The 25,587-nt window shown below is 73.8% G+C and carries 22 protein-coding genes; 5 read left to right on the top strand and 17 right to left on the bottom strand.

What is annotated here, in order from left to right:
• Positions 1–64 precede the first annotated feature (64 nt).
• From ACFRIC_RS36330 to ACFRIC_RS36310, 5 genes are all read right to left on the bottom strand, one after another.
• On the bottom strand, positions 65–490 hold the full coding sequence (locus tag ACFRIC_RS36330) for an OsmC family protein (protein ID WP_261705012.1): 426 nt from the start codon (positions 488–490) through the stop codon (positions 65–67).
• A gap of 165 nt (positions 491–655) precedes the next feature.
• On the bottom strand, positions 656–2,392 hold the full coding sequence (locus tag ACFRIC_RS36325; RefSeq protein ID WP_382795424.1) for a hypothetical protein: 1,737 nt from the start codon (positions 2,390–2,392) through the stop codon (positions 656–658).
• 68 nt (positions 2,393–2,460) lie between these two features.
• Positions 2,461–3,522 carry an ATP-binding protein gene (locus ACFRIC_RS36320; protein ID WP_382795254.1) on the bottom strand — a complete coding sequence of 354 codons (1,062 nt, stop codon included), beginning with the start codon at positions 3,520–3,522 and terminating at the stop codon, positions 2,461–2,463.
• 266 nt (positions 3,523–3,788) lie between these two features.
• Positions 3,789–5,828, bottom strand: a complete 2,040-nt coding sequence (locus ACFRIC_RS36315; protein ID WP_382795421.1) for an alkaline phosphatase family protein — start codon at positions 5,826–5,828, stop codon at positions 3,789–3,791.
• Between the two features lie 276 nt (positions 5,829–6,104).
• Positions 6,105–6,584, bottom strand: coding sequence for a hypothetical protein (locus ACFRIC_RS36310; RefSeq protein WP_382795251.1), 480 nt, complete (start codon positions 6,582–6,584; stop codon positions 6,105–6,107).
• An 84-nt stretch (positions 6,585–6,668) separates the two neighbouring features.
• Between ACFRIC_RS36310 and ACFRIC_RS36305 the strand changes: the two genes are divergently transcribed.
• Together ACFRIC_RS36305 and ACFRIC_RS36300 are read left to right on the top strand one after the other, a co-directional pair.
• On the top strand, positions 6,669–7,442 hold the full coding sequence (locus tag ACFRIC_RS36305) for an MBL fold metallo-hydrolase (RefSeq protein ID WP_382795248.1): 774 nt from the start codon (positions 6,669–6,671) through the stop codon (positions 7,440–7,442).
• Positions 7,439–8,065 (top strand): DedA family protein, encoded by a 627-nt coding sequence (locus ACFRIC_RS36300; protein ID WP_382795245.1) that lies wholly within the window; start codon positions 7,439–7,441, stop codon positions 8,063–8,065. Before ACFRIC_RS36305 ends, ACFRIC_RS36300 begins: the two co-directional genes overlap by 4 nt.
• Positions 8,066–8,188: 123 nt before the next feature.
• Here ACFRIC_RS36300 and ACFRIC_RS36295 read toward each other — a convergent pair whose 3' ends face one another.
• The 7 genes from ACFRIC_RS36295 to ACFRIC_RS36265 form a co-directional block, all read right to left on the bottom strand.
• Positions 8,189–9,283: an MBL fold metallo-hydrolase gene (locus ACFRIC_RS36295; RefSeq protein WP_382795242.1), complete on the bottom strand. Its 1,095-nt coding sequence runs from the start codon at positions 9,281–9,283 to the stop codon at positions 8,189–8,191.
• A complete protein-coding gene (locus ACFRIC_RS36290; protein ID WP_382795240.1) occupies positions 9,280–10,527 on the bottom strand; it encodes an aminotransferase class I/II-fold pyridoxal phosphate-dependent enzyme in 1,248 nt (415 codons plus the stop codon). Before ACFRIC_RS36290 ends, ACFRIC_RS36295 begins: the two co-directional genes overlap by 4 nt.
• A 117-nt stretch (positions 10,528–10,644) precedes the next feature.
• On the bottom strand, positions 10,645–11,718 hold the full coding sequence (locus ACFRIC_RS36285) for a hypothetical protein (RefSeq protein WP_382795238.1): 1,074 nt from the start codon (positions 11,716–11,718) through the stop codon (positions 10,645–10,647).
• 271 nt (positions 11,719–11,989) lie between these two features.
• On the bottom strand, positions 11,990–12,784 hold the full coding sequence (locus ACFRIC_RS36280) for an RNA polymerase sigma factor SigF (protein ID WP_382795235.1): 795 nt from the start codon (positions 12,782–12,784) through the stop codon (positions 11,990–11,992).
• Positions 12,785–13,010: 226 nt separating this feature from the next.
• Positions 13,011–13,589 carry a TIGR03086 family metal-binding protein gene (locus tag ACFRIC_RS36275; protein WP_382795232.1) on the bottom strand — a complete coding sequence of 193 codons (579 nt, stop codon included), beginning with the start codon at positions 13,587–13,589 and terminating at the stop codon, positions 13,011–13,013.
• Positions 13,586–13,828, bottom strand: a complete 243-nt coding sequence (locus ACFRIC_RS36270) for a DUF6158 family protein (RefSeq protein WP_355771041.1) — start codon at positions 13,826–13,828, stop codon at positions 13,586–13,588. The genes ACFRIC_RS36275 and ACFRIC_RS36270 overlap by 4 nt, the downstream gene beginning before the upstream one ends.
• A 181-nt stretch (positions 13,829–14,009) precedes the next feature.
• Positions 14,010–15,629 carry an ABC-F family ATP-binding cassette domain-containing protein gene (locus ACFRIC_RS36265; RefSeq protein ID WP_382795229.1) on the bottom strand — a complete coding sequence of 540 codons (1,620 nt, stop codon included), beginning with the start codon at positions 15,627–15,629 and terminating at the stop codon, positions 14,010–14,012.
• Between the two features lie 105 nt (positions 15,630–15,734).
• On the opposite strand from ACFRIC_RS36265, the gene ACFRIC_RS36260 reads away from it, so the two are divergent.
• Positions 15,735–17,240, top strand: a complete 1,506-nt coding sequence (locus ACFRIC_RS36260; protein WP_382795226.1) for a bifunctional phosphatase PAP2/diacylglycerol kinase family protein — start codon at positions 15,735–15,737, stop codon at positions 17,238–17,240.
• A gap of 267 nt (positions 17,241–17,507) precedes the next feature.
• Complete coding sequence (locus ACFRIC_RS36255) at positions 17,508–18,341, top strand: class I SAM-dependent methyltransferase (protein WP_382795223.1); 834 nt, start codon at positions 17,508–17,510, stop codon at positions 18,339–18,341.
• A 131-nt stretch (positions 18,342–18,472) separates the two neighbouring features.
• Here the strand turns inward: ACFRIC_RS36255 and ACFRIC_RS36250 are convergent, their stop codons facing one another.
• Positions 18,473–19,219, bottom strand: coding sequence for a GvpL/GvpF family gas vesicle protein (locus ACFRIC_RS36250; protein WP_382795221.1), 747 nt, complete (start codon positions 19,217–19,219; stop codon positions 18,473–18,475).
• A 68-nt stretch (positions 19,220–19,287) separates the two neighbouring features.
• Positions 19,288–21,264, bottom strand: a complete 1,977-nt coding sequence (locus tag ACFRIC_RS36245) for a transketolase (RefSeq protein WP_382795218.1) — start codon at positions 21,262–21,264, stop codon at positions 19,288–19,290.
• A 202-nt stretch (positions 21,265–21,466) separates the two neighbouring features.
• On the opposite strand from ACFRIC_RS36245, the gene ACFRIC_RS36240 reads away from it, so the two are divergent.
• On the top strand, positions 21,467–21,814 hold the full coding sequence (locus ACFRIC_RS36240; RefSeq protein WP_382795216.1) for a VOC family protein: 348 nt from the start codon (positions 21,467–21,469) through the stop codon (positions 21,812–21,814).
• Positions 21,815–21,978: 164 nt separating this feature from the next.
• Here the strand turns inward: ACFRIC_RS36240 and ACFRIC_RS36235 are convergent, their stop codons facing one another.
• The 3 genes from ACFRIC_RS36235 to ACFRIC_RS36225 form a co-directional block, all read right to left on the bottom strand.
• Positions 21,979–23,955: a DUF5107 domain-containing protein gene (locus tag ACFRIC_RS36235; protein WP_382795213.1), complete on the bottom strand. Its 1,977-nt coding sequence runs from the start codon at positions 23,953–23,955 to the stop codon at positions 21,979–21,981.
• 77 nt (positions 23,956–24,032) lie between these two features.
• Complete coding sequence (locus tag ACFRIC_RS36230; RefSeq protein WP_382795211.1) at positions 24,033–24,581, bottom strand: GNAT family N-acetyltransferase; 549 nt, start codon at positions 24,579–24,581, stop codon at positions 24,033–24,035.
• A 45-nt stretch (positions 24,582–24,626) separates the two neighbouring features.
• Positions 24,627–25,553: an LD-carboxypeptidase gene (locus ACFRIC_RS36225; protein WP_382795418.1), complete on the bottom strand. Its 927-nt coding sequence runs from the start codon at positions 25,551–25,553 to the stop codon at positions 24,627–24,629.
• Positions 25,554–25,587 lie beyond the last annotated feature (34 nt).

Here is a 25,587-nt window from a genome sequence, read left to right as displayed (position 1 = left end):
GTACGGGGGCGGACACGCCGGTGCCGCGCCCCCACGGGGAGAGCGCGGCACCGGTGTACGTGCGTCAGGCGAGCTTCGCCGACAGGGTGATCGTCGTGCCGGTCAGGGCCTGGCTGACCGGGCAGTTCTTCTTGGCATCCTCGGCCGCCGCGACGAAGCCGTCGTTGTCGAGGCCCGGCACCGTGCCCTCGACCGTGAGGTGGATGCCGGTGATGCCCTCGCCGGGCTGGAAGGTGACGTCGGCGTTGGTGAGGAGCTTGGTGGGCGGGGTGCCGGCACCCGCGAGGGCGTGCGACAGCGCCATGGAGAAGCAGCTCGAGTGGGCGGCCGCGATCAGTTCCTCGGGGCTGGTCTTGCCGTTGGCGTCCTGCGCCCGCGACGCCCACGTCACCGGCTGCTGGCCGATGCCGGAGGAGTCGAAGGTGACGACGCCGTTGCCCTCGAGCAGGTTGCCTTCCCACACGGTGTGTGCGGTGCGCGTGGTTGCCACGATGATTCCTTTCGGGTGTGGTCCCGTTGCCGGGGTCCGTGCCTCCATCCGATCACACCTGGGCCCGCCGTACCCCGCGGTTCGGGCGGCGACCTGCCGGTGCGTGTCCGGGATTTCGTCACCGGCGTCCGTGGAGGGACCCGGCGGCGCGCCGTGGCGGTGGGTTCAGCTCACCCGGAAGACCGGTCCGCGCGCGGTGAACGGGAGCCGTGCGCCGTGCGGGATCAGATAGGCGTGCTCGCGCCGCACCCGGAGCACGTCGCAGTATCCGTCCGTGATCACCAGGACGGGCGCGCCGGGCGGGAAGTCGTCGGCCCGGTGCAGCAGATCGATGCCCGGCTGCAGCACGGTGCCGCCGCGCCCGTGCACCCGTACGCGTCCGGCGATCTCCGTGACGGGCAGATAGCCCGCGTCGTGCGGGGCGGCGTCGCAGAACACGACGCGCGCGGCCGGAACGTCACGGGCCTCGGCGTACGAGGCGATGGCGCCCAGTGCCTTGCCGAGCAGGGTGCGGTCCATGGAGGCGGAGGTGTCGAGGACGACGCCGAAGGTGCAGCGGGCGATCTCCTCGGGCGGGAACCAGCGGCCCGCGCGCGGGATGCCCGGGGTGGACGCCTGCCGCCGGGAGGGACGGGCGTACGAGCGCAGCGGCTCGGGCCGGGGCACGAACTCGTCGAACCAGCGGGCGAGTCGGGCGTCCCAGGGCAGCGGTGGATGACTGAGCGCGCGGATCTCCTCGACCAGGCCGCCGGGGAGGAAGCCGCGCTCCTGCTGCTGGTGCAGGTCGAGGCCCCGGGCCAGGCCGCGCCGGTAGAACTCGTCGAGGTCGACGTAGTCGCGCGGCGAGCCGAGCGGTCCACCCAGGATGTCGCCCGCTCCCTTTCCGCGCAGGGTGGCGAGGCGGCGCGCGCGGCGCAGATCGCCGGCGATCCGGTCGTACACCTCCTCGGCGGAGAGGTCCTTCAGCTCCGGGTCGTACAGCAGGCCCTCGGGCATCGTGCCGACCTGCATCTCGCACAACCAGCCGTTGATCACGTAGTCGGCGGCGATGTTGAAGAGGTACGGGTCCCGGGTGCCGCAGCGGTCGCCGTGGCGCAGGGCGGCGTGCAGCATCTCGTGGGCGAGGACGAACCGCCATTCCTCGTCGTCGAACTGCCGCAGCGGGTTGATGTAGATCTCGGCCGCCCCGGTGTCCACGGCGGCGACGGAGATGCCGTGGGCGCGGGCGAGTTCGGCGTCGGCGACGAGGGTGATGCCGGCGGCGAGCCCGCCGAGCAGCGGGTAGGAGGAGACGAACCAGCTCAGCGCGCGCTCCCAGGGCCGGAGCGGGGTGGGGCCCTCGCCCAGGGAGGCGCGCCGTCCGCCCGCCACGTCCATCGTGGCGGCCACGGTGCGGGTCAGCGCGTGCGCGAAGGCCACCTGCCAGTCGGCCGGAACCCCGCCGCGCCAGGTGCTCCAGGGCACGAGCACCTGGTCGGGGGCTCCGCCCGCCGTACCGCAGTGCTCGTACCGGGCCGGGATGCCGTCGCGGCGCCAGGCCGCGGCCAGCCGTTCCTCGTCCCCGTCGGGGTAGGAGTCCGGGAGGTCCTCGGGGGTCAGCCGCGCCGAGAAGCCGCGCAGGAAGCGGTTCACCACCACGCAGCGGGCGGCGAGGTCGAAGCGGTCGGGCTGCTCGCGCTCGCCGGCCGCGGCCGGGAGATGACCGAAACCCAGGTGGATGACGGCGTGCGCCACGGCCCAGGCCCAGGCGACCGGGTCGGCGCGCCGAACCGGGTTGACGTGCACGATCCCGTTGGAGCTGACGACCACGAGCCCGTCCGTGGGGACTCTGTCGCACTTCTCCTCCCGGCAGATGCGGAAGTCCACCGCGTCCAGCGCCGGGTTGGCCCGGACCAGCCGCATCCCCTCGGCGAACGCCTCGGCGGCGGGGTCGGGCTTGGTCTTCTTGGGCCCGGGCTTGCGGGAACGGCTCACCGCCGCGCCTCCACGAGACGCGGCATGTCCCGGGCGGCCTCCACCAGGAACCACGCCGGCAGGACCGGATTGCCGTCGGCGTCCGAGGCGATGACCGTCTGGGCGACCTCGACGGATATCTCCGCGAGCTGGATGAGCAGGGACTTGGCCCGGTACGCGGTCTGGCGGGCGCTCGCCGGGATGTGGTCCTGGCCGGCCGGGAGTTCCTTGATCAGACGGCCGCGGAAGGACTCCGCGAGGTAGTAGAGGAGATCGCGGTCCTCGATGCGGTTGGGCCAGCGGGCGTCGCCCTTGAGGATGGCCTCGATGCCGAAACGGCTGCGCACGATCTTGACGTAGCCGCAGAACGCGACCGCGTGCGCGGGCGTCAGCGTGCCGTGGGCGATCACCTTCAGGGTCTCCTCGTCGAGCGCGTCGCCGAAGGAGCGCAGCGCGTCGGAGAGCATGTGCCAGGAGCGCGGCGTGGAGAAGGGCTCCTCGGTCTTCGGCGGCTTGGACCACAGGTGGTCGGGGCGGTCGGTGACGTGGTCGAGCACCCAGGGGTGGATGTCGTTCGCGGCGGCCCAGACGAGCCAGTCCTTCGGAGAGGCCTCCAGGTGGACGTGGGTGAGGCGGTTGACCAGCGCCGAGGCGATCGGGCGGGCCAGGGCGTTGTCCGTCGCGCGGTTGCCCGCGCCGATCACGATGGAGCCCTTGGGCAGCTCGTAGTCGCCGATGCGGCGGTCCAGGATCAGCGAGTAGAAGGCCTTCTGCACGTCGGGGGTCGCCGCGTTCAGCTCGTCCAGGAACAGGCAGTACGGCTCGTCGCGGGCGATGGCCTGCGGCGGACAGAACACGGAACGCCCGTCGCGGATCTGCGGCACACCGATCAGGTCCTCGGGCGCGAGCTGCGTACCCAGCAGGCTCACGCACTCCAGCCCGAGCGATTCGGCGAACTCCCTGACCAGGGAGGACTTTCCGATGCCGGGGGCACCCCAGAGGAAGACCGGCCGCACGGTGGCGAGACCGAGAAGCAGCTCCGGGACACGGGAGGGAGTGACGGTGACGGCTGCCTGCACAGGCGGGCTCCTTGAGGGCGCGGGAGAGACGAGAGGGGTGTGAGGGACGAGAGTGATGTGAGGGGCGTGCGTGAGACGGGAGACGCGCGCGAGACAGGAGATGACGGAGACGGGAGACGGAGGAGGGACGCGCGCGACATGGCGGCGTGCGATGCCCTCAGTGTGGACACGGCGGTGCGCCCGCCGCCTCCCATTTTCCGTCGCACACGCCCCTTTTCGGCCGGTGGACGGTCACCGCCGCTGGTCCCCTCGCGCCGGACGCCCGCTCAGGCGGCCCGCTCGTCCCCACTCGACGGAAGGGGGACGTGGGAGCCGTCGCACTCGCGCAGCCAGCGCCGCAGCACGTCGTGCACCCGCTCGGCGCCGACGAGCCCGTCGTCCGGGCCGATCGCCTGCGTGTCCCCGCCGGCCCGTCGCATGTCCGCGCCGACGGGTGGGGACAGGGTCAGCGGGGACAGGAGGAACGGATGCCCCTGCGCGCCCCCGAGCCCGCCGTGCGAGCCGATCTGCTCCTCGAAGGCGAGGACTTCGCCCTCGACGGGGTCGTACCAGGAGTTGACCATGATGTCGGCGGTGTGCGGGAACGTGTGCGTGCGCCGCACCGCGGCGGCGGCACCGGGGCCGAAGTCGGCCAGCGGGCCCGGGTGTTCGTCGTCGAGCCGGTCCACCGGCACCTCGACGCCGTGCGCGGCGAGCACGAGGCCGCCATGCTCCTCGCTGCGCACCAGGAGGAAGCCGACGCCGGGATGGTTGGCGAGCGTGGACAGCAGCGCGGGGTGACGCCGGTCGATCTCCTCCCGGCTCATCCGGTGCGGAACGTCCGGGAAGGAGACGAGTCCGAGGTTCCCGGAGGCCAGGACCAGCGGCTCGGAGCGCCGCCCCACCGGTTCGCGCCGCTCCTCGCGCTCCTCCACCGGCCGGCGCAGCGCGGCCCGGACGGCGGTCCGGGCCTCGGCACCGCTGTGGGTGCGCCGGGCCCTGCGGGGCACCGGCAGCCCGCAGCCGGCCCGGACCAGATTGCCGAGGCTGAGGCCGTACCTGGTCAGGAAGGTCTCCCCCGGGCTCTGACCGTGGTCGGAGAGCACGACGACGCGATACGGCCGCGGGGCGTGCTCGGCGACCTTCTCGATCAGCGCCAGCGAACGGTCGAGCCGCTCCAGGATCCGCTCGGCGTCGCGGCTCCGCGGTCCCGAGTGGTGCGCCACCTCGTCGTAGGCGACCAGGTCCGCGTAGACGGCGTTGCGCCCGGCGAGCATGTCGCCGATCACCGCCGCGACGACGACGTCCCGTTCCACGACGGTCGCGAAGGCGCGGACGAGCGGATAGAGCCCGCCGCGTTTGACGCGGGGCCGTCGCCGCTGGAGTCGGGCCCGGGTGGACTGGCCCGTCTCCCGGAAGACCTCGGCGACGAACGACATGGCCGTACGGACGGCGTTGGCCGGGTCGGAGAAGTACGCGAAGTACCCGGCCCGTGAGCGGTTCTCCCGTCCCCTGCGCGCGGCCACGGACAGCACGAGCGCGAGCTCGTCGGCCCCGCCGCCGAAGAGGTTGCCCCGGCTCGCGCCATCGGCCGTGAGCAGGCCGCCGTCGCCGGTGCGCGCGACGGCCCGCCGCTGGAGCTCGGCGGCGCCGGTCGGCCGGTTGCAGACCATGACCTCCTGGGTGTCCTTCTCGTACCAGCGGAAGGCGGGGACGTCGTGGTTGGTGCCGTGCAGGATGCCGAGCTGGCTGGCGCCGGTCTGGCTGGACCAGTCGGTTCTCCACGGGGTGAGCCGGTGGCTGGGACGGCTCCCTTCGAGCCACCGGGCGGCGGTCGGCATGAGCCGTTTGCCGATCGCGTCCCGCAGCACGTCGTGTCCGACGCCGTCGAGCTGGAGGAAGACCACGCCGGGAGTCGAGGGGCCGGGCCGTCCGGCGGCTCGTCTGCGGCGCCGGTCGGCGAGCCGGTAGAGGCGGCGCCGGTACGCGTCGTCGTCCCGGACGGCGAGGGCGGCGCCGGTGGCCGAGGCGACGGCCGACATGACGGCGGCCACGACCACGGCGGTCTCGGGGGCCGCCTCACTGCTCCCGGAGGGGTTGAGCCGCAGGGCGATCAGCAGCAGCGAGCCGTTCAGGAAGAAGACGAGCAGGCCGAGCACCAGGGCGGGGACGAGCAGCAGGGCCCGGACGAGCAGGGGCCACACCAGTGCCGAGAGGAGGCCGAAGACACCGGCGCCGGCCGCCGCGGTGACAGCGATCCTGGTCGCGCTGTCACCGCTCTCCGACTGGAGCCGGAAGTCGGGCAGCAGACCGGCGAGGACGAGCATCGTGAGTGTGGACACGGCCCACACCGTGATGCTGCGCCCGGCCGCGCTGGCGAGGCGCCGCCAACGTCCCTTGTCCACGCCCAGTCCACCTCACGTCCCGGCCCGCCCGGTCCGCGCGGCCTGCTCCCACCCTGTCACAACGGCCGGAGATCCCCGGAAGTCCCCGAAAGCCGCGCGAAGTGCCCCCGCGAGGTGCCCGGGGGATGCCCCGGCGGACTCGCCCGGGCGGCGGGTGACAGTTCAGCGACCGAGATGGCCGGCGGGGCGGGTGCGGGTTCAGCGGCCGTCGTAGCCGGCGGTCGGCATCGACAGCCGGCGGTGGACCCTGGCCTTCATCTGGGCGTCGTACGAGGGTTCGGCGGTGCCGACGGTCTCGACCCGGACGCCGCGGCGGGCGCACTCGGCGGTGAACTCCTCCACCGAGGCGAGGGCACGCTCCAGCACCCGGGCGCTGGGCGCGACGAACAGGTCCACGAGACCGGCCTCGACGTCCGCCCACAGGCTGCGGTGGTCGGGGCGCAGCCCGCGTACGAGGAGTTCCCGGGTGACGACGTAGCCGCGCTCGGCGGCCCAGCGGGCGCACATCGCGTGCTGGCTGCGGGAGTCGACGAGGAAGGGGTCCTCGTCGAGTTCTTCCAAAGGGGTCAGGCTCGCGATCGCCGTGACCCGGAGCGACGAGGGGTGCTTCAGGGGGCCGCCGTGCTCGTGCGGGCCCACGAGGGCGTGCGCGCCGGAGGCACCGCGTGCGTCTCTCATGGTGTCCCCCTCACCTCCTGGTTTCGCCGCAGACCCTACTCCTGCCCGTAGGCTCGGGGGGAGTCGTGCGAAGGAGGCAAAGAGGTGCCGGTGGAGATCACCTGGTGGGGGCATGCCACCTGCACGCTGGAGGACTCCGGGACACGCGTGCTCACCGATCCCCTCTTCGCGCGCCGGCTCGCGCACCTGCGGCGCAGGCGCGGGGCGCCGCCCCCTCCCCCGGCCGCGGTCGCGGACGTCGCGCTGGTCTCCCATCTGCACGCCGACCATCTGCATCTGCCCTCGCTGGCACGGCTGGCCCCGGGCACCCGGCTGCTCGTGCCGCGCGGTGCCCCGCGGTCGGTGCCCGGGCTGCGCAAGCTGCGCCATCTGCGGCTCACGGAGGTCGCGCCCGGTGACCGCACCCGGGTCGGTGACCTGGCCGTACGCACGGTCCCGGCCCGGCACGACGGGCGCCGGCTGCCGATCGGACCGCACCGCTCCCCCGCCGTGGGGTACGTGATCGAGGGAGAGGCGCGGACGTACTTCGCCGGGGACACCGGGCTGTTCGCGTCGATGGCCGAGGAGGTCGGTCCGGTCGACGTGGCCCTGCTGCCGGTGGGCGGCTGGGGCCCGTATCTCGGGGAGGGACATCTGGACGCGGGGCGCGCCGCGGAGGCGCTCGCCGCGCTGCGTCCGCGCAGCGCCGTGCCGGTGCACTACGGCACGTTCTGGCCCATCGGGATGGATGCCGTGCGCCCTCATGAATTCCATGCGCCGGGTGAGGAGTTCGTGCGCCTGGCGGCGGAGCGCGCGCCCCAGGTGGCGGTGCATCTGCTGAGTCAGGGCGAGAGCGTACGTCCGGAGGCCGCTCGGTGATCTTCCTGGCCGCGGCGGCCCCGGCCGTGCCCCCGGAGTCCACTCAGCAGGCGATCGGCTATCCGTCGCTGTTCCTGCTGGTGCTGATCGGGGCTCTGGTGCCGGTGGTGCCGACGGGGGCGCTGGTGAGTTCGGCGGCGGTGGTGGCCTTCCATCAGGAGTCGCCCTTCGCCATGCTGATGGTGTTCCTGGTCTCCTCGGTCGCCGCGTTCCTCGGCGACATGTCGCTCTACTGGCTCGGGCACCGCGGCATGGGCTCGCAGAACGGGTCGCGCTGGCTGGAGGCGATCCGGGACCGCGCCCCCGAGGACCGGCTGGCTCAGGCGCAGGAGAAGCTCGACGACCACGGTATCGCCGTGCTCGTCCTGTCCCGTCTCGTGCCGGCGGGCCGCATCCCGGTGATGCTGGCCTGTCTGCTCGCGAGGATGCCGCTGCGGTTCTTCGCCCGCGGAGACGTCCCGGCCTGCCTCGCGTGGGCGGCCACCTACCAGGTCATCGGCATCCTGGGCGGCTCGCTCTTCCCCGAACCGTGGCAGGGCGTGGTGGCCGCGGTGGCGCTGACCGTCGCGATCAGTGTGGCGCCGAGTGTGTGGCGCCGGTTCCGCCGTACGAAGGCCTCGTAGGGCGGGCTGGGCGCTTCCCACGAGGGGACGGGCGCCCCTTCTCCCGCAGGGCGCAGGCGAGGACGGCCATTCCGGCAGGGCGTGGCGGGGACGGTTCTCCCGCGAGCCGCGGCCGGAGCGGCCTCACTCCAGTACCCGGGACCCTCCCACCGCCATGTCCCACAGGTTCTCCCGGGCCAGGCCCGCCCGTTCCCACGCGGCCCGCACCCGGCGCAGGGGTTCGAGGACCGGCTCGGCGGAGAGCACGAACGTGCCCCAGTGCATCGGGGCCATCCTCCGCGCGCGCAGGTCGACGGCCGCCTGCACGGCCTCCTCCGGGTCGCAGTGCACGTCGCTCAGCCACCAGCGGGGGTCGTACGCGCCGATGGGCAGGAGGGCGAGGTCGATCCCCGGGTGGCGCTGCCCGATGCGGGTGAACCAGTGGCCGTAACCGGTGTCGCCCGCGAAGTAGACGCGCCGCCCCTCGGGGGCCGTGAGCACCCAGCCGCCCCACAGGGAACGGCAGGTGTCGGTGAGGGTGCGCTTGGACCAGTGGTGGGCGGGGACGAAATCGAAGCGGACACCTTCGAGTTGGGCCGCCTCCCACCAGTCGAGTTCGGTGACCCGGCTGAACCGCCGTCGCCTGAACCAGCGTCCGAGCCCGGCCGGGACGAACACCGGTGTGTCACGCGGGAGTCGGCGCAGGGTCGGGGCGTCCAGGTGGTCGTAGTGGTTGTGGCTGATGACGACCGCGTCGACGCGTGGCAGCGCGCTCCAGGCCACACCGACCGGGGTGATCCGGGCCGGGGTTCCTACGATGCGGCGGGACCAGACCGGGTCGGTGAGGACGGTGAGACCGCCGATCCGGATCACCCAACTCGCGTGCCCGGCCCAGGAGACGGCGGTGGTGCGGGCGTCGACGTCGGGCAGCGGTCCCGGCTCGAAGGGCAGCAGCGGGATGTCGGCGAGCCCGTCCGCGGACGGCCTGAGGGCGCCCTCGCGGGCGAGCCGCGCGAAGGCCCGCAGCCCGGGCAGCGGCGCGGTCAGCCGGTCCACGAAGGACCGGGGCCAGACACGCCGCTCGCCGAGCGGACGGGGCTCGGCGAGCGGCGGGGCGGGCGGAGAAGGAAGGGGTGGAGGAAGGACGGCGGGGTGCCCCGGCACGGGGGCGACGGCCGGCACGGGATCGCCGGTGCCCTGGGGCTTCGTGCTCGTGGTCGACTCGGACTGCTGCGTCATCGAGGAGGCTCCCGTCGCTGAGCGTCGTCGCGGAGATCGTCGAAGGCCGACCCCAGGAGGGTCAACGCGCGGTGCACGTGCGGCAGTTCCAGCGGCGCTTCGGAGTCGAGGGATTCCTCCCGCTCCTCGTCGGTGGAGCCGAGCAGTGGTCCGGTGCCGAGGCGGAAGCGCAGGGAGGCGAGGTCGTCGCCGAAGCGGTGTCCGCCCGGCGCGGGCAGGCCGAGCCGGGTGGAGAGCCAGTCCTCCAGGTCCTGCGCGTCGCCGACGCCGTGCGCGCCGAGGGCCGAGCGGAGCGGGCCGAGGTCGACGTACAGGTGCCGGCCGGCCTGCGGGGGGCGCGCGACGGCACCCGCGGCGGTGATCAGGCGGTGGACGGCGTCGGCCACGCGCGCGTGCAGGCGTACGGCGGCGGTGAGCCGTTCGGTGATCGCGGCGGGCTCGCCGAGCGCGTACGCGGCCGCCGCCGCGACCGGTTCGGCGACGCGCGCGCCCAGCACGGTGAGCACGTCGAGGACGCGGGAACGCAGGGCCGCGCCCGCCTCGTTGTCGGGGAAGCGGGCGACGGCGGCGGGCCAGCCCTGGGGCAGGAAGGCACCCGCGAGGTCGGTGATCACGCAGACGTCGTCGGGGAGCATCTCGGCGGGGCTGACCAGCACGGTGTCCCGCGGCTCGTGCAGGGTGTCGCGCCAGGTCTCGTCACTGACGATGTGCAGCCCCGCGCCGGCCGCGGCCTCCACGGCCTCGTGCACCACCTCGGGCGGGGCGACGGTGGCGGTCGGGTCGTCGGCGACGGACAGCAGGAGCATCCGCGGGTCGCCGCCCTCGGCCCGGACCCTGCGGACCGTCTCCAGGAGGGCGTACGGATCGGGGACGCCCCCGCACTCGGCGGGCGTCGCCACATGGAACACGGATCTGCCCAGCAGGCGTGCCTGCGGCGCCCACCACGCGGCACACGGGCGGCTCACGAGGATGTCGCCGCCGAGCGCCCCGGTCAGGGCCAGCAGCAGCGCGGCGGCTCCGGGGGCGGCCGCCACCCGGTCGGGCGCGGCGCGCAGTCCGCGCCGGGTCCAGTAGCCGCTGGCCGCGTCGAGGAGCACGGGGCCGCCGCCGCAGGGCTCGGCGGCGGAGCGGTCCGCGGCGGCGGCCAGCACGGCGCGGAGTTCCGGCAGCACGGGCAGGCCCTGGTCGGGCAGGGGCGGACCGTACCGGACCGGTCCGTGGCCTTCGGGGTCCGTCCGCCGCATACTGCCTCCGCACCGTGGATGCCGCCGTTCCCTGTTCCGGAGCCTGCCTGCCCGTGCGGTTCCGGTGCCCTCGTCCCCTCGTCCCTCGTCCCCTCGGCCCCTCGTCCCCTCGTACGACTAGAGGTGCCAGCTCCGTCGTCGGCGCAGCCGGTGCAGCCGGTGGGCGGCGGCTCCCAGGGCGCCGGCGATCAGCACCCCGCCGGCGACCAGGGCCGGCACGGAGTCGGTGAACACACCGCCCTCACCGGCGTGCACACCCTGCCGGCCGGCCGGCGGCTCGGCCGCCACGGTGCCGGTCCCGCTGTCGGGCACATGGGTCGCCGTGGGGCCGCGGCCCACGGAGTACGACGCGGTCCACTGCTTGCCGTGACCGCCCGGGGGCGCGGGACAGACGCCGCCTACGTTCCACCGTCCGTCGCCGTCCCCGGTGCCGGGGGCCGCCTCGTCCGGGACCTCCTTGCCGGGAGCCGTGGCGGCGGGGCCCACGGTGTCCGGGCCGGCCGGCTCGGGGACCGTGTCGGGGCCCACGGTGTCAGGGCCCAGGCCGTCGGGGCCCACCGAGTCGGGGCCGAGCTGATCCGCGCCGAGCGCGTCCGGGCCGAGGGGGTCGGGAGCGGCCGTGTCCTGGGCGTCGGTGCCGGGGATCAGCGCGTCGTGGGCCGCGGGGTCGTCGGCGCCGGAACCGGCCGCCTGGGCGTCGGGCCCGACGGTGTCCGAGCTCCCGGCGGCGGGGTTCACCGCGTCCGTACGCGCGTCCGCGGACACCTCCGCTCGCGCGCCGCCGGAGTTCTTCGCGTCGGAGGCACTCGACGCGCCGGAACTCAGCCCGTCGAGGCCGGGCCCCGGATCGTCGGAGCCTCGCGTGGCCGGGTCGGCGCCCGGATCGGGCTCGCCGGAGGCGACGTGGGCGGTTCCGCTGTAGGAGGCGGCGCCCGCGGCGGCCGGGTCGGCGCCCTCGACACGGTGGAGCTGGACCTTGCCGTCCTGGAAGCCCTGGGAACTGGCGTCGATGGAGTCGGGCAGGGTCCCGCCGATCGCGTCGCAGCTCACCGTGACGGTGACGGTGCCGCCGGGTTCGACGGAGCCCGGACTGACCTCCGCGGCCGGATCCGCGGCCGCTCCCGACGCGGCGGCGCCGAGAGCGGCGCCGGCCAGGGCGGTGGCGTACAGGACACGGGCGGTACGGCGCATGAGCGGGGCTCCTTCGGCGGGCTGCGGTCCGAGAGCCACGGCCGTCGTGTCCCTCGAAGCCATCAGAGCCCGCCGTACCGCCGGGCGCGAACGGCCGGGCACCATTCGCGGGAAAGCGGGGGCCCGAGCGGGTGACGGCACGGACGCCGCCGAGACCGGACCGGAGCCGGAACGGACCCGGACCGGAGCCGGAGCGGACCGGAGCCGGAGCGGACCGGAGCCGGAAGGGACTCGGACCGGAGCCGGAAGGGACTCGGACCGGAGCCGGCTCTCAGGCCGCGTCGCGCATGATCTGGTCCCGCAGCCGGGTGCAGCAGCGGCTGATGAGGCGGGAGACGTGCATCTGGGAGATGCCCAGTTCGTCGGCGATACGGCTCTGGGTCATGTCGCTGAAGAACCGCATGTAGAGGATCGCGCGTTCCCGCTCGGACAGGGCCTGGAGCCGGGGTTTGACGGCTTCGCGGTCGATGACGGTGTCGAGGGCCGGATCGGGCGAACCGAGGGCGTCGCTGAGCGAGTAGCCGTCCTCGCTGCCCGGCAGTTCGGCGTCGAGGGAGAGCGCGGTGAAGCTCTCCAGCGCCTCCAGGCCCGTACGGACGTCGTCCTCGCTCATGCGGGCGTGCTCGGCCATCTCGGCGACGGTGGGCCTGCGGCCCGGGATGGTCTGGGACAGGTCCTGGGCGGCGAACCGGACCCGGTTGCGCAGGTCCTGGACCCGCCGCGGCACGTGCAGGGTCCACATGTGGTCACGGAAGTGACGCTTGATCTCGCCGGTGATCGTCGGGACCGCGTAGCTCTCGAAGGCGTTGCCGAGCTCGGGGTCGTAGCGGTCGACGGCCTTGACCAGGCCGAGCGCCGCGACCTGGCGCAGGTCCTCGTAGCTCTCGCCACGGCTGCGGAAGCGGCCCGCGAGGCGCTCGGCCATCGGCAGCCAGGATTCGACGATCTCGGAACGCAGCGCGTCGCGCTGCTCTCCGGGCGGGAGCATGGCGAGCCTGCGGAATGCCTCCCCGGTGTCGGGGGCGTCGTCGTGCGGATGGTGCGTCGCGCTCGCTTGGGTTCGCATGGTGCGTCGCAACTCCCTTGATGGTGCCATGTGATGGACAGTCATCGTGGGAACGCACCCGTGCTCCGGACGAGTACACCCATGGCGCGGCTGGCCGCTCCCACGGACGTGCCTCCTGTCCGAAGCACTGCAACTGCGTCTGCCCCGCGCCATGCGGGGCAAACACCCTTCCATTCTCCCCGACTTCGGCGCGCGCGTCCTTCCGGGGCCCCTTACGCGGCTCCGGTCAGGGCCGGCGTCCGACCAGGCAGAGGAGTTTCGTCTGGACGTCCGCGCCGGGCGGGGGCTCCTCCGGGGCGGCGAAGAGTCCGGACTTCTCCAGCTCCGCGGCGTGCGGGGTGACCTCCCGGACCGCGAACGACAGAAGGTTCTCGGGGAGTTGTTCGTCGGCGCCGATGGCGCGGGACAGGTCCCAGGTGTGGACCGTCAGGTCGGTGACGAGCTGCGCGCAGTAGTCGTCCGCCGGCATGTCGCCGAAGGACAGATGGACCGTGCGGTCGAGCGCGCCGGGCTCGGCGAACACCGCTCGGGAGGCGTCGGCCACGGCCTCCCAGGCGGCGACGGGGTCGGAGCCGAGCAGATCGCCGTCCAGACGGTCGCCGACCGAGTCGACGCTCTCGCCGTCACGGACCAGCGCGGGCACCCAGGCCTGCTCGGCGACGAGATGGCCCACGAGGTCGCGCACGCTCCAGGCGGAGCAGGGCGTGGGGGCTTCCCACTGGTCGTCGCGGACCGCGTGGACCCGGCGGCCGAAGAGCTCCAGGGCCTCCGCCTGCCGGGCCAGCACAGGATTCGGTTCGGTCATGCCGGCGGCACCCCCGCGGGTCCGCGTTCCCGGGCGCCGTCACGGGTACGTGCCGCCGCGACGGGCCGTCGCGGGTGGCGGCGCAGATACTCGCCCTCCAACTGGGCCATGCGCACGTTGTGGGTGTGCAGCGCGTCGTTCGAGCCGTGCAACAGCGTGTCGTGGCGGGTGCGGTGGATGGCCTCCAGCTCTTTCATGAGCTGCTGATCGTCCAGCCGGCCCGGGTCGACTCCGGTCATGGTGCCACCCCGCTCGTCGTGGCCGTCGGTGCGGTCCGGGCCTCCGCGCGGGGCAGACACTGCCCGAGCGGCGTCCGGGAGGGAGCCGTGGATCGAGACCCACTCCCTCCACTCTACGAACATCCGGGGTGCCGGGCCTCCCCGGAACGTGCCCGCCTACCTCTCGCGCCCCAGGTGTCGCCTACCGCTCGCGTTCCACGCGGCGCTCGTCCCAGACCGGCTCCTGCGTCTCCCGTACGCGGCCGTCCGAGCCGAAGACCAGGTAGCGGTCGAAGGAGCGGGCGAACCAGCGGTCGTGGGTGACCGACAGCACCGTTCCCTCGTACGCCTCCAGGCCCTCCTGAAGCGCCTCCGCGGACTCCAGGTCGAGGTTGTCGGTCGGCTCGTCCAGCAGCAGGGCCGTCGAGCCCTCCAGCTCCAGGAGCAGGATCTGGAAACGTGCCTGCTGGCCGCCCGACAGCTTCTCGAAGCGCTGCTCGGCCTGGGCGGTCAGCTCGTAGCGGCGCAGCCGGGACATCGCCGCCCCGCGGTCCTGCGAATGCTCGGTCCACAGGATGTCCAGGAGCGTGCGGCCCTCCAGTTCCGGGTGGGCGTGGGTCTGCGCGAAGTGGCCGGCGACCACGCGGGCGCCGAGCTTCCACTCGCCGGTGTGCGCCACGTCGCCGCCCGCGAGCAGCCGCAGGAAGTGCGACTTCCCCGAGCCGTTGGAGCCGAGGACGGCGACGCGCTCGCCGTAGAAGATCTCCAGGTCGAACGGCTTCATCAGACCGGTGAGCTCCAGCCCCTTGCAGGTCACCGCCCGCACACCGGTCCGCCCGCCGTGCAGCCGCATCTTGATGTCCTGCTCGCGCGGCGGCTCCGGCGGCGGTCCGGCCTCCTCGAACTTGCGCAGCCGGGTCTGAGCCGCCGCGTAGCGGGAGGCCATCTCATGGCTGACGGCGGCCGCCTGACGGAGGTTCAGCACCAGCTTCTTGAGCTGTGCGTGCTTCTCGTCCCAGCGCCTGCGCAGCTCCTCGAAGCGCGCGAACCGCTCCCGCCTGGCTTCGTGATAGGTCGCGAAACCGGCGCCGTGCACCCAGGCGTCCGCGCCGGCCGGGCCGGGCTCGACGCTGACGATCTTCTCGGCGGCACGGGCGAGGAGTTCGCGGTCGTGGGAGACGAACAGGACGGTCTTGCGGGTCTCCTTGAGGCGCTCCTCTAGCCAGCGCTTGCCGGGCACGTCGAGGTAGTTGTCCGGCTCGTCGAGGAGCAGCACCTCGTCGGTGCCGCGCAGCAGCGCCTCCAGGACCAGGCGCTTCTGCTCGCCTCCGGACAGGGTCCGCACCAGGCGCCACTGGGCCTTCTCGTAGGGGATGCCGAGGGCGGCCGTCGTGCACATGTCCCAGAGGGTCTCGGCCTCGTATCCGCGGACCTCGGCCCAGTCGGACAGCGCCTGCGCGTAGCGGAGCTGTGCCGCCTCGTCGTCCACGGTCATCATCGCGTGCTCGGCGGCGTCCACGGCCTCGGCGGCCTGGCGGATGCGGGGCGGGGCCACGGAGACGAGCAGCTCGCGCACGGTCGTCTCGTCGCGTACGGACCCCACGAACTGGCGCATCACCCCGAGCCCACCGCCGACGTTCACGGTCCCGCCGTGGGGTTTGATCTCGCCCGAGATCAGCCGCAGCAGCGTCGTCTTGCCGGCGCCGTTCGGACCCACCAGGGCCACGACGGCGCCCTCCCCCACCCGAAACGACACATCGCCGAGCAGCGCCCTCCCGTCGGGAAGGTAGTACTCAAGGTGTGCGGCTTCGAGATGTCCCATGGGCAGGCATTCTCCGGGGAGCGGGGGCGCTGGGCAAACGGGTATGCGAGGACGGGCCCGGGGAGCGGGGGCGGGAAGCGCCTGATCCGGGGTAGACGGAGCCGCATGACCACGACCCCGGATGTCGACCTGACCGCCCTCGTACCGGGCCGCCACGCCCTTCGGGACCGCCTCCTCGCCCTGGACTGCCGGCTCTTCGAGGCGGTCGCGGCACGCCACTGGCCGGGCGGCGACCCCGTGCTGCCACGGCTGAGCCGGGGCGCGAACCACGGCGTGCTGTGGTTCGCGACGGCCGCCGCCGTGGCCGCGAGCCGCACCCCGCGGGCCCGCCGGGCCGCGGCACGGGGAATCGCCTCGCTGGCCCTGGCCTCCGCCACGATCAACACCGTCGGCAAGCGCTCGGTGCGCCGCACGCGCCCGGGGCTCGACGCGGTCCCCGCCGTCCGGCAGCTCAAGCGGCAGCCGATCACCACGTCGTTCCCGTCGGGGCACGCCGCGTCCGCCGCCGCGTTCGCGACGGGGGTGGCGCTGGAGTCCCGCGGCTGGGGCGCGGCCGTCGCGCCGCTGGCCGCGGCGGTGGCGCTGTCCCGCGTCTACACCGGTGTCCACTTCCCGAGCGACGTCGTGGCCGGCGCGGCCCTGGGCGTCGGGGCGGCGTACGCGGTGCGGGCGCTGGTGCCCACCCGGGACGGGCTCACCCCGCCCGGCCGTCCGCGCACGGACGCTCCCGCGCTGGCCGACGGTGAGGGCGAGGGGCTGGTCATGGTGGCCAACAGGGCCTCGGGCACGGTGGAGCGGGTCGGGGCGCTGGCGGCCGCGCTGCCGCGGGCGGAGATCGTGGAATGCGAGCCCCACGAGATTCAGGAGGAGCTGGAGAAGGCGGCGGCCCGGGCCCTCGTGCTGGGTGTGTGCGGCGGCGACGGCACGGTGAACAGCGCGGCCGAGGTGGCCCTGCGCCACGGCCTTCCCCTGGCCGTCCTGCCGGGCGGCACGCTCAACCACTTCGCCCACGACCTCGGTGTGGAGGGCGAACGCGATCTGGTCCGCGCACTCCGGGAGGGCGAGGCGGTCCGGGTCGACGTGGGCCGGTTCGCGTCCGGCGACAGGAGCGGCATCTTCCTCAACACCTGCAGCCTGGGCATCTACCCGGAGTTGGTGCGTGAGCGGGAGAACTGGTCCAAGGTGATCGGCAGTTGGCCCGCCGGCGTGCTGGGCGCGCTCCGTGTACTGCGCGCCGACCACCACCCGCTGCGAGCCGAACTCGGCGGCCGCAGCCACCCGTTGTGGCTCCTGTTCGCGGGCAACGGCACCTACCACCGGATGGGCCTTGCCCCCGCCCGCCGCTTCGACCTCGCGGACGGCCGCCTCGACGTCCGGGTCGTGCACGGGGGCCGCCATCCCGCGATGCGGCTGCTGGCCGCGGCCTTCGCGGGGCCGCTCACCCGCTCGCCCGCGCACGCGGCGGTACGGGTGGGCCGCTTGAGCATCGAGGGTGTCGCACCGGGCACGCTGCTGGCCTACGACGGCGAGGTCACCGAGGTCGGCGGCGAGGTGACGCTGCGCAAGAGCCGTGAGGCGCTGACCGTCTACCGCCCGCGTCCCGCGCACTGACCGTCTGCCGCGTACTCCCGCTCCCCGCCCGCCACGTACGCCCGCGTCCTGCCCACTGACCGCCTGCCACGTACGCCCGCTCCCCGCCCGCTGACCGTGGTGTGCCGCCTGCGTCCGCGTCCCGCCGACTGACCAGGCACCCCAACCCCCTTGTCCACATAGCAAGATGCGGGTCTCATCATTCGGCATGACCGCGTACGGTGATGACATCGCCTCGGGGAGTGCGCACACGCCCGGGAGGCCCGTACGACGAGAAGGGGATCGGTCATGGCTCAGTCACAGTCGAAACCGCAGGAGACGGCCGTCTACACGCACGGCCACCACGAGTCGGTGCTCCGCTCGCACACCTGGCGCACCGCCGCCAACTCGGCGGCCTACCTGCTCGACTCGCTGAAGCCGCACATGAAGATCCTGGACATCGGCTGCGGACCGGGCACCATCACCGCGGACCTGGCCGAACGGGTGCCGGACGGCCGGGTCACCGGAGTCGACCACGCCCCCGGCATCCTGGACCAGGCACGCCGGACGGCGGCCGAACGCGGTCTGGAGAACGTCGAGTTCGCCGTCGCCGACGTCCACGCACTGGAGTATCCGGACGACACGTTCTGCGTGGTCCACGCCCACCAGGTGCTCCAGCACGTGGGTGATCCGGTCCAGGCGCTGCGCGAGATGCACCGGGTCACCAGGCCGGGCGGGATCATCGCGGTCCGCGACTCGGACTACTCGGCCATGACCTGGTATCCGGCGGTGCCGGGCATGGACGACTGGCAGGACCTGTACCTGCGGGTGGCCCGCGCCAACGGGGGCGAGCCCGACGCGGGCCGCCGTCTCAAATCGTGGGCGCTGGCCGCCGGGATCCGGGACATCAGGGCCACGTCGAGCACCTGGACGTTCGCCACCGAGGACGAACGGGCGTGGTGGAGCGGACTGTGGGCCGACCGCACGGTGGCCTCGGCGTACGCGGAGCGCGCGACGCAGGGAGGCCATGCGACGACGGAGGAGCTGCGGGCGGTGTCGGACGCCTGGCGGCGGTGGGGACGGCAGGAGGACGGCTGGTTCTCCGTGCTGCACGGGGAGATCCTCTGCCGAAAGGCGGCGTGACGCCGCTCCCGCCAGGGAGAGCCGAGGGAACGGGCGCGCGCCGGGACGCGGTCCAGGAGGCGAACGGCCGCGCGCGGTCCGGGTCGGGGGGGCGCCCCGGCCCCAGCCCCAGGCCGCGCGGTCCGCGCCACTCAGCCTGTACGGCCCGTACGGCCCGTACAGCTCGGCAGACCGGTGAACCCGGTGACGCCCGTGAACCCGGTGAGACCCGTGGATCCCGTGAAGGAGTACGCCGCCCACGGTCCCGTCAGCTCCACCCGGATCCCCGCCTCCTCACCCTCGCTGTTCAGCCGTTCCACGAATTCCCCCGAGTCCGCGCGCGGCACCAGATAGGCCGCGTCGAGGACTTGCTGCCCCTCTTCCCCGGAAGGCGCCTGGCGGGACGAGGCCGGGTTCGCCGGGGTCAGCAGCCGGTTCTCCTCGGCGCACTCGGAGAGGCTGCGGTGCAGCCGGCGCGTGAACGCCTCGGCTTGTTCCGGGGCGGCGTCGGCGTACACCCGCACATCCCACTCCACGCGTCCGTCGAGCCGGTCGAGCGTCCGCAGGAAGTCCTCCCTGCGTTCGTCGATCATCACGCGCACTCCGCTGTCGTCCCTGAGGACGGTGGCGAGCCGGAGCGGCAGCGGGCTGGTGACGGCGGTGAGCGCGTCGAGGACGCCCTGGTGGGCGCGGGCCGTCGCCTCCAGCCAGTGGACGTCCTCCAGCCGGCGGCGCAGCGGCTCGGCGGCGAAGTCCCGCTCCGGGACCGAGCCGACCACGGCGATCAGATCGCCGTGGCGCAGCAGTTTGGGCGGGACGCCGCCGACCCCGGTCAGCTCGGCCGACAGCGCCGCCGGGAAGGGGCGGCAGATCGCGTAGACATAGCGCAGAGCGCTCATGAATCTCCTCCCGCGCTTCCACTCGCACCCCCCGCGGCGTACTGACCATGGTGCCCTCCGGACACCGGTCAGCGCACCACGGCCGTCTCGACCAGCAGACGGCCCGCCGCCGCGATCGACTCGGCGTCGATGCCCGCCGCGTGGAGCTGCTCGGCCGGGCTCGCGGAACCGGGCATCGTACGGACGGCGAGGCGCACCAGCCGGGGCACGGGGCGGCCGTCGGTGAAGGCGTCGAGGACCGCGTCCCCGAGACCGCCCTCCTCCCGGTGGTCCTCCACCGTGACCAGGCAACCGGTCTCCTCGGCGGCCTCGCGCAGGGTCTCCCGGTCCACCGGCTTCACCGAGTAGAGGTCGATCACCCGGGCCTGGATGCCCTCGCGGTCGAGCGCCTCCGCGGCGGCCAGCGCTTCGTGGACGGTGACACCCGCGGCGACCAGCGTGAGCCGGTCGTCGGCGGAGGCGCGGAGCACCTTGCTGCCGCCGACGGGGAACTCCTCGGTGGCGCTGTAGATGACGGGGCCCTCCCCGCGCGAGGTGCGCAGATAGCGGACGCCCTCCAGGCCCGCCATCGTGGCGACGAGCTTGGCCGTCTGGTTGGCGTCGCACGGGTACAGCACGGTCGAGCCGTACACGGTCCGGAACATCGCCAGGTCCTCCAGGCCCATCTGCGAAGGTCCGTCCTGGCCGATGGCGACGCCCGCGTGGGAGCCGACGAGGTTGATGCCGGCACCGCTGACGGCGGCCATGCGCACGAAGTCGTGGGCCCGGGTGAGGAAGGCCGCGAACGTCGAGGCGTACGGCACCCAGCCGCGCGCGGCCATGCCGACGGCGGTGGCGACGAGTTGCTGCTCGGCGATGTAGCACTCGAAGTAGCGCTCGGGGTGTTCCTTGGCGAAGAACTCGGCGCGGGTCGAGTCGCCGACCTCGCCGTCCAGCGCCACGACGTCGCCGCGGGCGCCGCCGAGCGCCTTCCCGAAGGCGTCACGGGTGGCGACCTCGTCACCGGTCTCGTACCGCGGCAGGTCGAGGTGGCCGGAGCGTACGGCGTGCAGCATCCGGGCGGGGGGCGGCGGCTGGACCGCGACCCGGTGGTCGTGCACCCCGCCGAGTTCGGCGATCGCCGCCTCGGCGTCCGGCAGCGGTTTGCCGTGCATGCCCTCGCGGTCCTGGACCGATGCCACGCCCTTGCCCTTGAGGGTGCGGGCGAGGATCACGGTGGGCTGTCCGGCGGTGGAGTCGGCCTCCGTGAAGGCCCGGTCGATGGCGTCCACGTCGTGTCCGTCGACCTCGACGGTGTGCCAGCCGAAGGCCGCGAACCGGCGCGCGTACGCGTCGAGGTCGTGTCCGTGCCGGGTCGGCCCGCGCTGGCCCAGGCGGTTGACGTCGACGATCGCGGTCAGATTGTCGAGGTGCTCGAACCCCGCGTGCTCGGCGGCCTCCCACACCGAGCCCTCGGCGAGTTCGCTGTCTCCGCACAGCACCCGGACGCGGTATCCGGTGCGGTCGAGGCGCTTCCCGGCGAGCGCGATGCCGACCGCGACGGGCAGTCCCTGGCCGAGCGAGCCGGTGGCGGTCTCGACCCACGGGAGCTGCCGGGGGGTGGGGTGCCCTTCGAGCCGGCTGCCGGCCTTGCGGAAGGTGAGCAGTTCGGCCTCGTTCAGCGCGCCGGCCGCCTTGTACGCGGAGTACAGGAGCGGTGAGGCGTGTCCCTTGGAGAGGACGAAACGGTCGTTGCCGGGATGCCGCGGGCGCTCGAAGTCGTAGCGCGTGTGGTTGGCCAGCAGGACCGCCATCAGGTCGGCGGCGGACATGGACGACGTCGGGTGTCCCGAACCCGCCGCGTCGGCGGCCCGGACGCTGTCGACGCGCAGTTGCCGGGCCAGGTCGTTGAGCTCGCGTGTGTTCATCGTGTTCCTTCCCTGCGTCCGGCGGTTTCCGGACAGCTCGGTGCTCCGGCCCCTCCTCGTCGGCACGGGTGAGGCCGGTCTCCGCCCGCCGTACGGGCTTTCCGCGTCCCCCCGAGCCGGGCGCCCAAACACGGGCATGCCCGGCGACTCACGGCCCCCCGGTACCCGGGGTCGTCGGCCCGGGACACCGGGCTCGTCGGTCTCTCCGGCAGCCGGAGGCGTCGGCCCGAGGCACCTGGACGGCCGGACACCCGGCGGAGCCGGCGGAGCCGGCCGGGTGCCGGGAGCGATCGTCCGAATCGATCTCCCGTGCCGTGCGCGCCCAACTAGGCTCGTCCTCATGGAGATTCTGGGAGCCACGCTGCGCGTCTGCGTCGACGACCTGGAGACCGCGGTCCCCTTCTACGAACGGCTGGCGGGCGGCAGAGCGCTCCGTTTCGAGCGCGGCGGTGTGTCGGTCGCGGCGGTCGGCTGCTTTCTGCTGATGAGCGGGCCCGCGTCCGAGCTCGACGTGCTGCGCAAGGTCGCGGCGACGATCGCCGTCGAGGACGTGGAGGAGACCGGCCGGGTCCTCACCGACCTCGGCGCCCGGGTCGTCGCGGGCCCGGTGGGGACACCGGCGGGCCGCAACCTCATCGCCGTCCATCCCGACGGCTCGGTGTACGAGTACGCGGACCGCCGCGGCTGAGCGGTTCCGGCCGCCGGACGCGACGGGCCTCGGGTACACCACCAGGCGGTGGCGCACCCGAGGCCGTCGTCACGGGGAACCCGAGGCCGTCGTCAAGGGGATCCCTGGGCCGTCGTCACCGGGAACCCGAGGCCGTCCTCACGGGGGCCCCGGGGCCGGGGCCCTCAGGGCGTCGCCGGTGGCCGCATGCGGAAGTCGTAGCGCGCCGGCAGCGGCTCGTCGGCGATGCGGGACCACAGCCGGTCGATGGTCTCCGCCCCTTCGCGCAGGTCGGCGACCTCGAAGCCCGCGTCGAAGATCGCCCGCGCGTCCTCGCGGCGGCCCTCGGCGAGCAGCAGCTCGGCCTCGACGAGCCGGAACCTGCCACGGTCCCGGGTCCCGGGAAGCAGCCGCTCCCACACGGCACGCGCCTGCGCCGGACGGCGCGCCTTCAGCAGCGCCTCGATGGCCTCGCGGCCGAGCGCGGCGGTCACGGCGGTCCACCGTTCCCCGTCGTCGCGCCGCTCCCGGCACAGATCGTCGAAGGCCTCGGCGTAGCGGTCCGCGGCCCGCTCGTCGTTGCCCGCCTCCTGGTCGGCGACGGCGAGGCAGCGCAGCAACGGCCAGAGCGACGGCGCGAGTTCGAGGGCCCGCTCCCAGCTCCGCACGGCCTGGGCCACGTCTCCGGCATGCCACTGGGCGACGCCGAGGTGGTACTCGGCGGCCGGGGTGGCGGGCGCGGTCTCCAGCATGTCGCGCCAGTGCGAGGCCACCAGCGTCTCGCCGGGCGGCCCGACCTTCCGGAGCTCGGGGAAGGCGCCGGAGCTGAGCAGTTCCCGCCACGGCTCCTGGTCCGCGCCGAGCGTGCTCTCCTCGAAGGGCGTCCCGGGCAGCTTGTGGGCGGCGCGCAGCACTTCGAGCGCGCCCCAGCCGGAACCGACGGCGAGGACCTCGCCGGGCGCGGTGTCGGCGTGCGGGAGCCAGGCGGCGTACGCGGCGTCGACCGCGTCGCGGGCGAGGACGCCCTCCAGCCGGCTCTCCACCTCGGCCCGCGCGACCTCCCAGTCCGCTCCGTGCGCCGTCTCCGCGCCGACCGACAGCGGCCCGTACGCCTCCAGCCAGGAGACGTCGCTCTCGGCCTCGAGCCGTACGTGTTCGAGCTGCGTACGGGCCAGCCCGGCCTGGATCTCGCAGTATCCGCCGGTCCCCGGCTCGGTGAGCCACTCCTGCCAGCGCCGGCCGCCGGGTCCCGAGCCCCAGACGAAGAGCTTGCGCCCGCGCAGCACGTCGGTGGACGTCTGGACCAGGCCCTCGCCCGAGCCGTCGACCGCGGCGATCCAGCGCCGCCGCCCGTCGGGCACCTCGTAGAAGTAGTCGGCGGGGAAGACGCTGTTGAGCGGGTACGTGCGGTCGGTCCCGTCGTACTCCGGCACGGGTACCCGGCGCAGCCGCCGCTCGTAGCCGAAGTGCCAGGCCTCCTCGGCGGGGGCGAGCACCCTGCGCTCCTCGGGGACCGCGATGTTGGACCACCAGTACAGCGGGGCAGGCCTCTCGTGCGGGTTGCGGACGCGGACGCCGACGTACAGGAAGTCGGAGCCCTCCGGCAGCCACAGATCGACCTGGAAGGGGAGGTCGCGCAGTCGTTCCCACTCCCACAGGCGCAGCATCTCGCCGCCGTCGGGGGCGGGGACGCGGGCCGCGTGGACGGGTGAGCACGACAGGGTGGTGTGCCCGGTGGCGCCGATGTTCCACTCGATGCCGCCGGAGAACCAGGCGCCGTTGAGCGCGAAGCAGGCCGGCTGGAGCACCGGGTTGGTGTAGAGCAGTTCCGTCTCGGTGGGCTTGTGGAAGAGCGAGACGATGCGGCCCCCGTAGCCGGGCAGCACGGTGGCGCGCAGCCGGTCGTTCTCGATCACGATCGTGTCGAGTTCGCGCGGCGCCCTTTCTCGCTCGTACCCGTCGCGTATGCGTTCGGGCAGCACGCTGCGCAGCGGCTCGTACCCGATCTGCCGGGCCATGTCGCCCGGCAGGCCGACGCGGTCGCGGTCGTCGATCTGGTGCATCTCGTCGAGGGTCCGCAGGGGCGGCAGCGGGTTGCTCGGGCCCAGTTCCGCCGCCGGGAGGGCCAGTACGTCACGTCGGATCGTCGTCACGACGACCATGGAACAGGGAGATCGGCCCGCTGACCAGGGTGTCCGCTCATCGGAATCGGGTCAGGATTGCGCAAAGGCGCGGCCGGTCAGCCGGGTTTGACCATCTCCGCGGTGATCGCCCACCGTTCGTGGTCCCGCCAGGCGCCGTCGATGTGGATGAAGGCGGGCGAGAAGCCTTCGAGGCGGAAGCCGCAGGTGCGGGCCAGCGCGATCGACCCCGCGTTGCCGGGCTGCGCGTTGATCTCCAGCCGGTGCAGGCCCATCTCCCCGAAGGCGTACCGCACGACGAGGCCCAGCGCCTCGGTCATCAGCCCGCGCCCTGCCGCGTGGGCGAAGGCGCCGTAGCCGAGGGCACCGCACAGGAAGCCGCCCAGGACGATGTTGTTGATGTTGATGAAACCGGCGATGCCCCCGCCGTCCCGTTCGCAGACGAGGAACCCGGCCTTGGTCGGATCCTTGATCAGCCGGCCGGCGTAGACGGCGTAGGCGTCGATGTCACCGGGCGGGAAGAGCCAGGGGTGGTGCAGGCTCCTGCTCTCCCTGGCCCGTGCGGTGAACTCCGCGCCGTCCTCGATGGTGAAGTGACGGATGCCCACACGGGGGCCCTCGGCGAGAAAGCCGACGTTCTCAGGCATCCGGTCACCCTACGCGATCACCGACGCGGCGGCAGCTTCATCGGATCAGCGCAGCGCGGGCTCGTCCAGGGTGAGTGTCCCCGCGTCCGCGTCGAGCTCGGCGCGGACTCCGAACGGCATCGTCAGCGTCCCCTCCGCGTGCCCGAACCCGGCGTGCTCGACGACCGGGACGCCGAGCGGGCCGAGCCGGTCGGCGAACACCGCGCGGAGTCTGTCGTACGGGCCGCAGTCCGCCCAGGAGCCGAGGGCGACCCCGGCGACTCCGTCGAGCCAGCCGCTGCGCAGCAGTTGGGTCAGGATCCGGTCCAGGCGGTAGGCCTCCTCGCCGACGTCCTCGATCAGGAGCAGCCCGCCGCGGGCCCCGGCACGGGTGTGCGGGGTGCCCAGCCCGGCGGCCAGCAGGCTGGCGCAGCCGCCGAGCGTGACGCCGCGGGCCTTCCCGGGCACGAGCGGCGCGGCCTCGGAGGAGGCGATGGTCCGGACCGACTCGGGTTCGAAGAGGGTCGCCCGCAGATGCTCCTGGGACCGCTCGTTCTTCACGAAGCCGAGGGACGACACCATCGGGCCGTGCAGGGTCGCGAGCCCCACCCGGGTGGCGAACACCTCGTGCAGGGCGGTGATGTCGCTGAAGCCGACGAAGACCTTGGGACCCGCGGCGCGGATGGCGTCCCAGTCGAGGAGGTCGATCATGCGCTGGGCGCCGTAGCCGCCTCGGGCGCACAACACCGCGGCCACGTCGGGGTCGCACCAGGCCGCCTGGAAGTCGGCGGCCCGATCCGCGTCCGTCCCCGCCAGGTAGGCGAACTCGTTGTGCCGGTCCAGGACATGGGGTGCCACGACCGGGTCGAGGCCCCAGCCGCGCAGGATGTCGAGGCCGGCTTCGAGCCGCTCCTCGGGGACGGGCCCGCTGGGTGCGACGACCGCGACCCTGGCCCCGGCGGCGAGCCGCGCGGGCCTGGTCAGTGCGGTGATCGGTGCGGTCGTTCGGGTCACGCGTGGGGCTCCA

Origin of the sequence: Streptomyces sp. NPDC056738, assembly GCF_042790435.1 — a bacterium.
Taxonomy (GTDB): Bacteria; Actinomycetota; Actinomycetes; order Streptomycetales; family Streptomycetaceae; genus Streptomyces.
The sequence above is the reverse complement of the archived record's forward strand: the minus strand, read 5'-3'. Positions and strand labels throughout refer to the sequence as shown.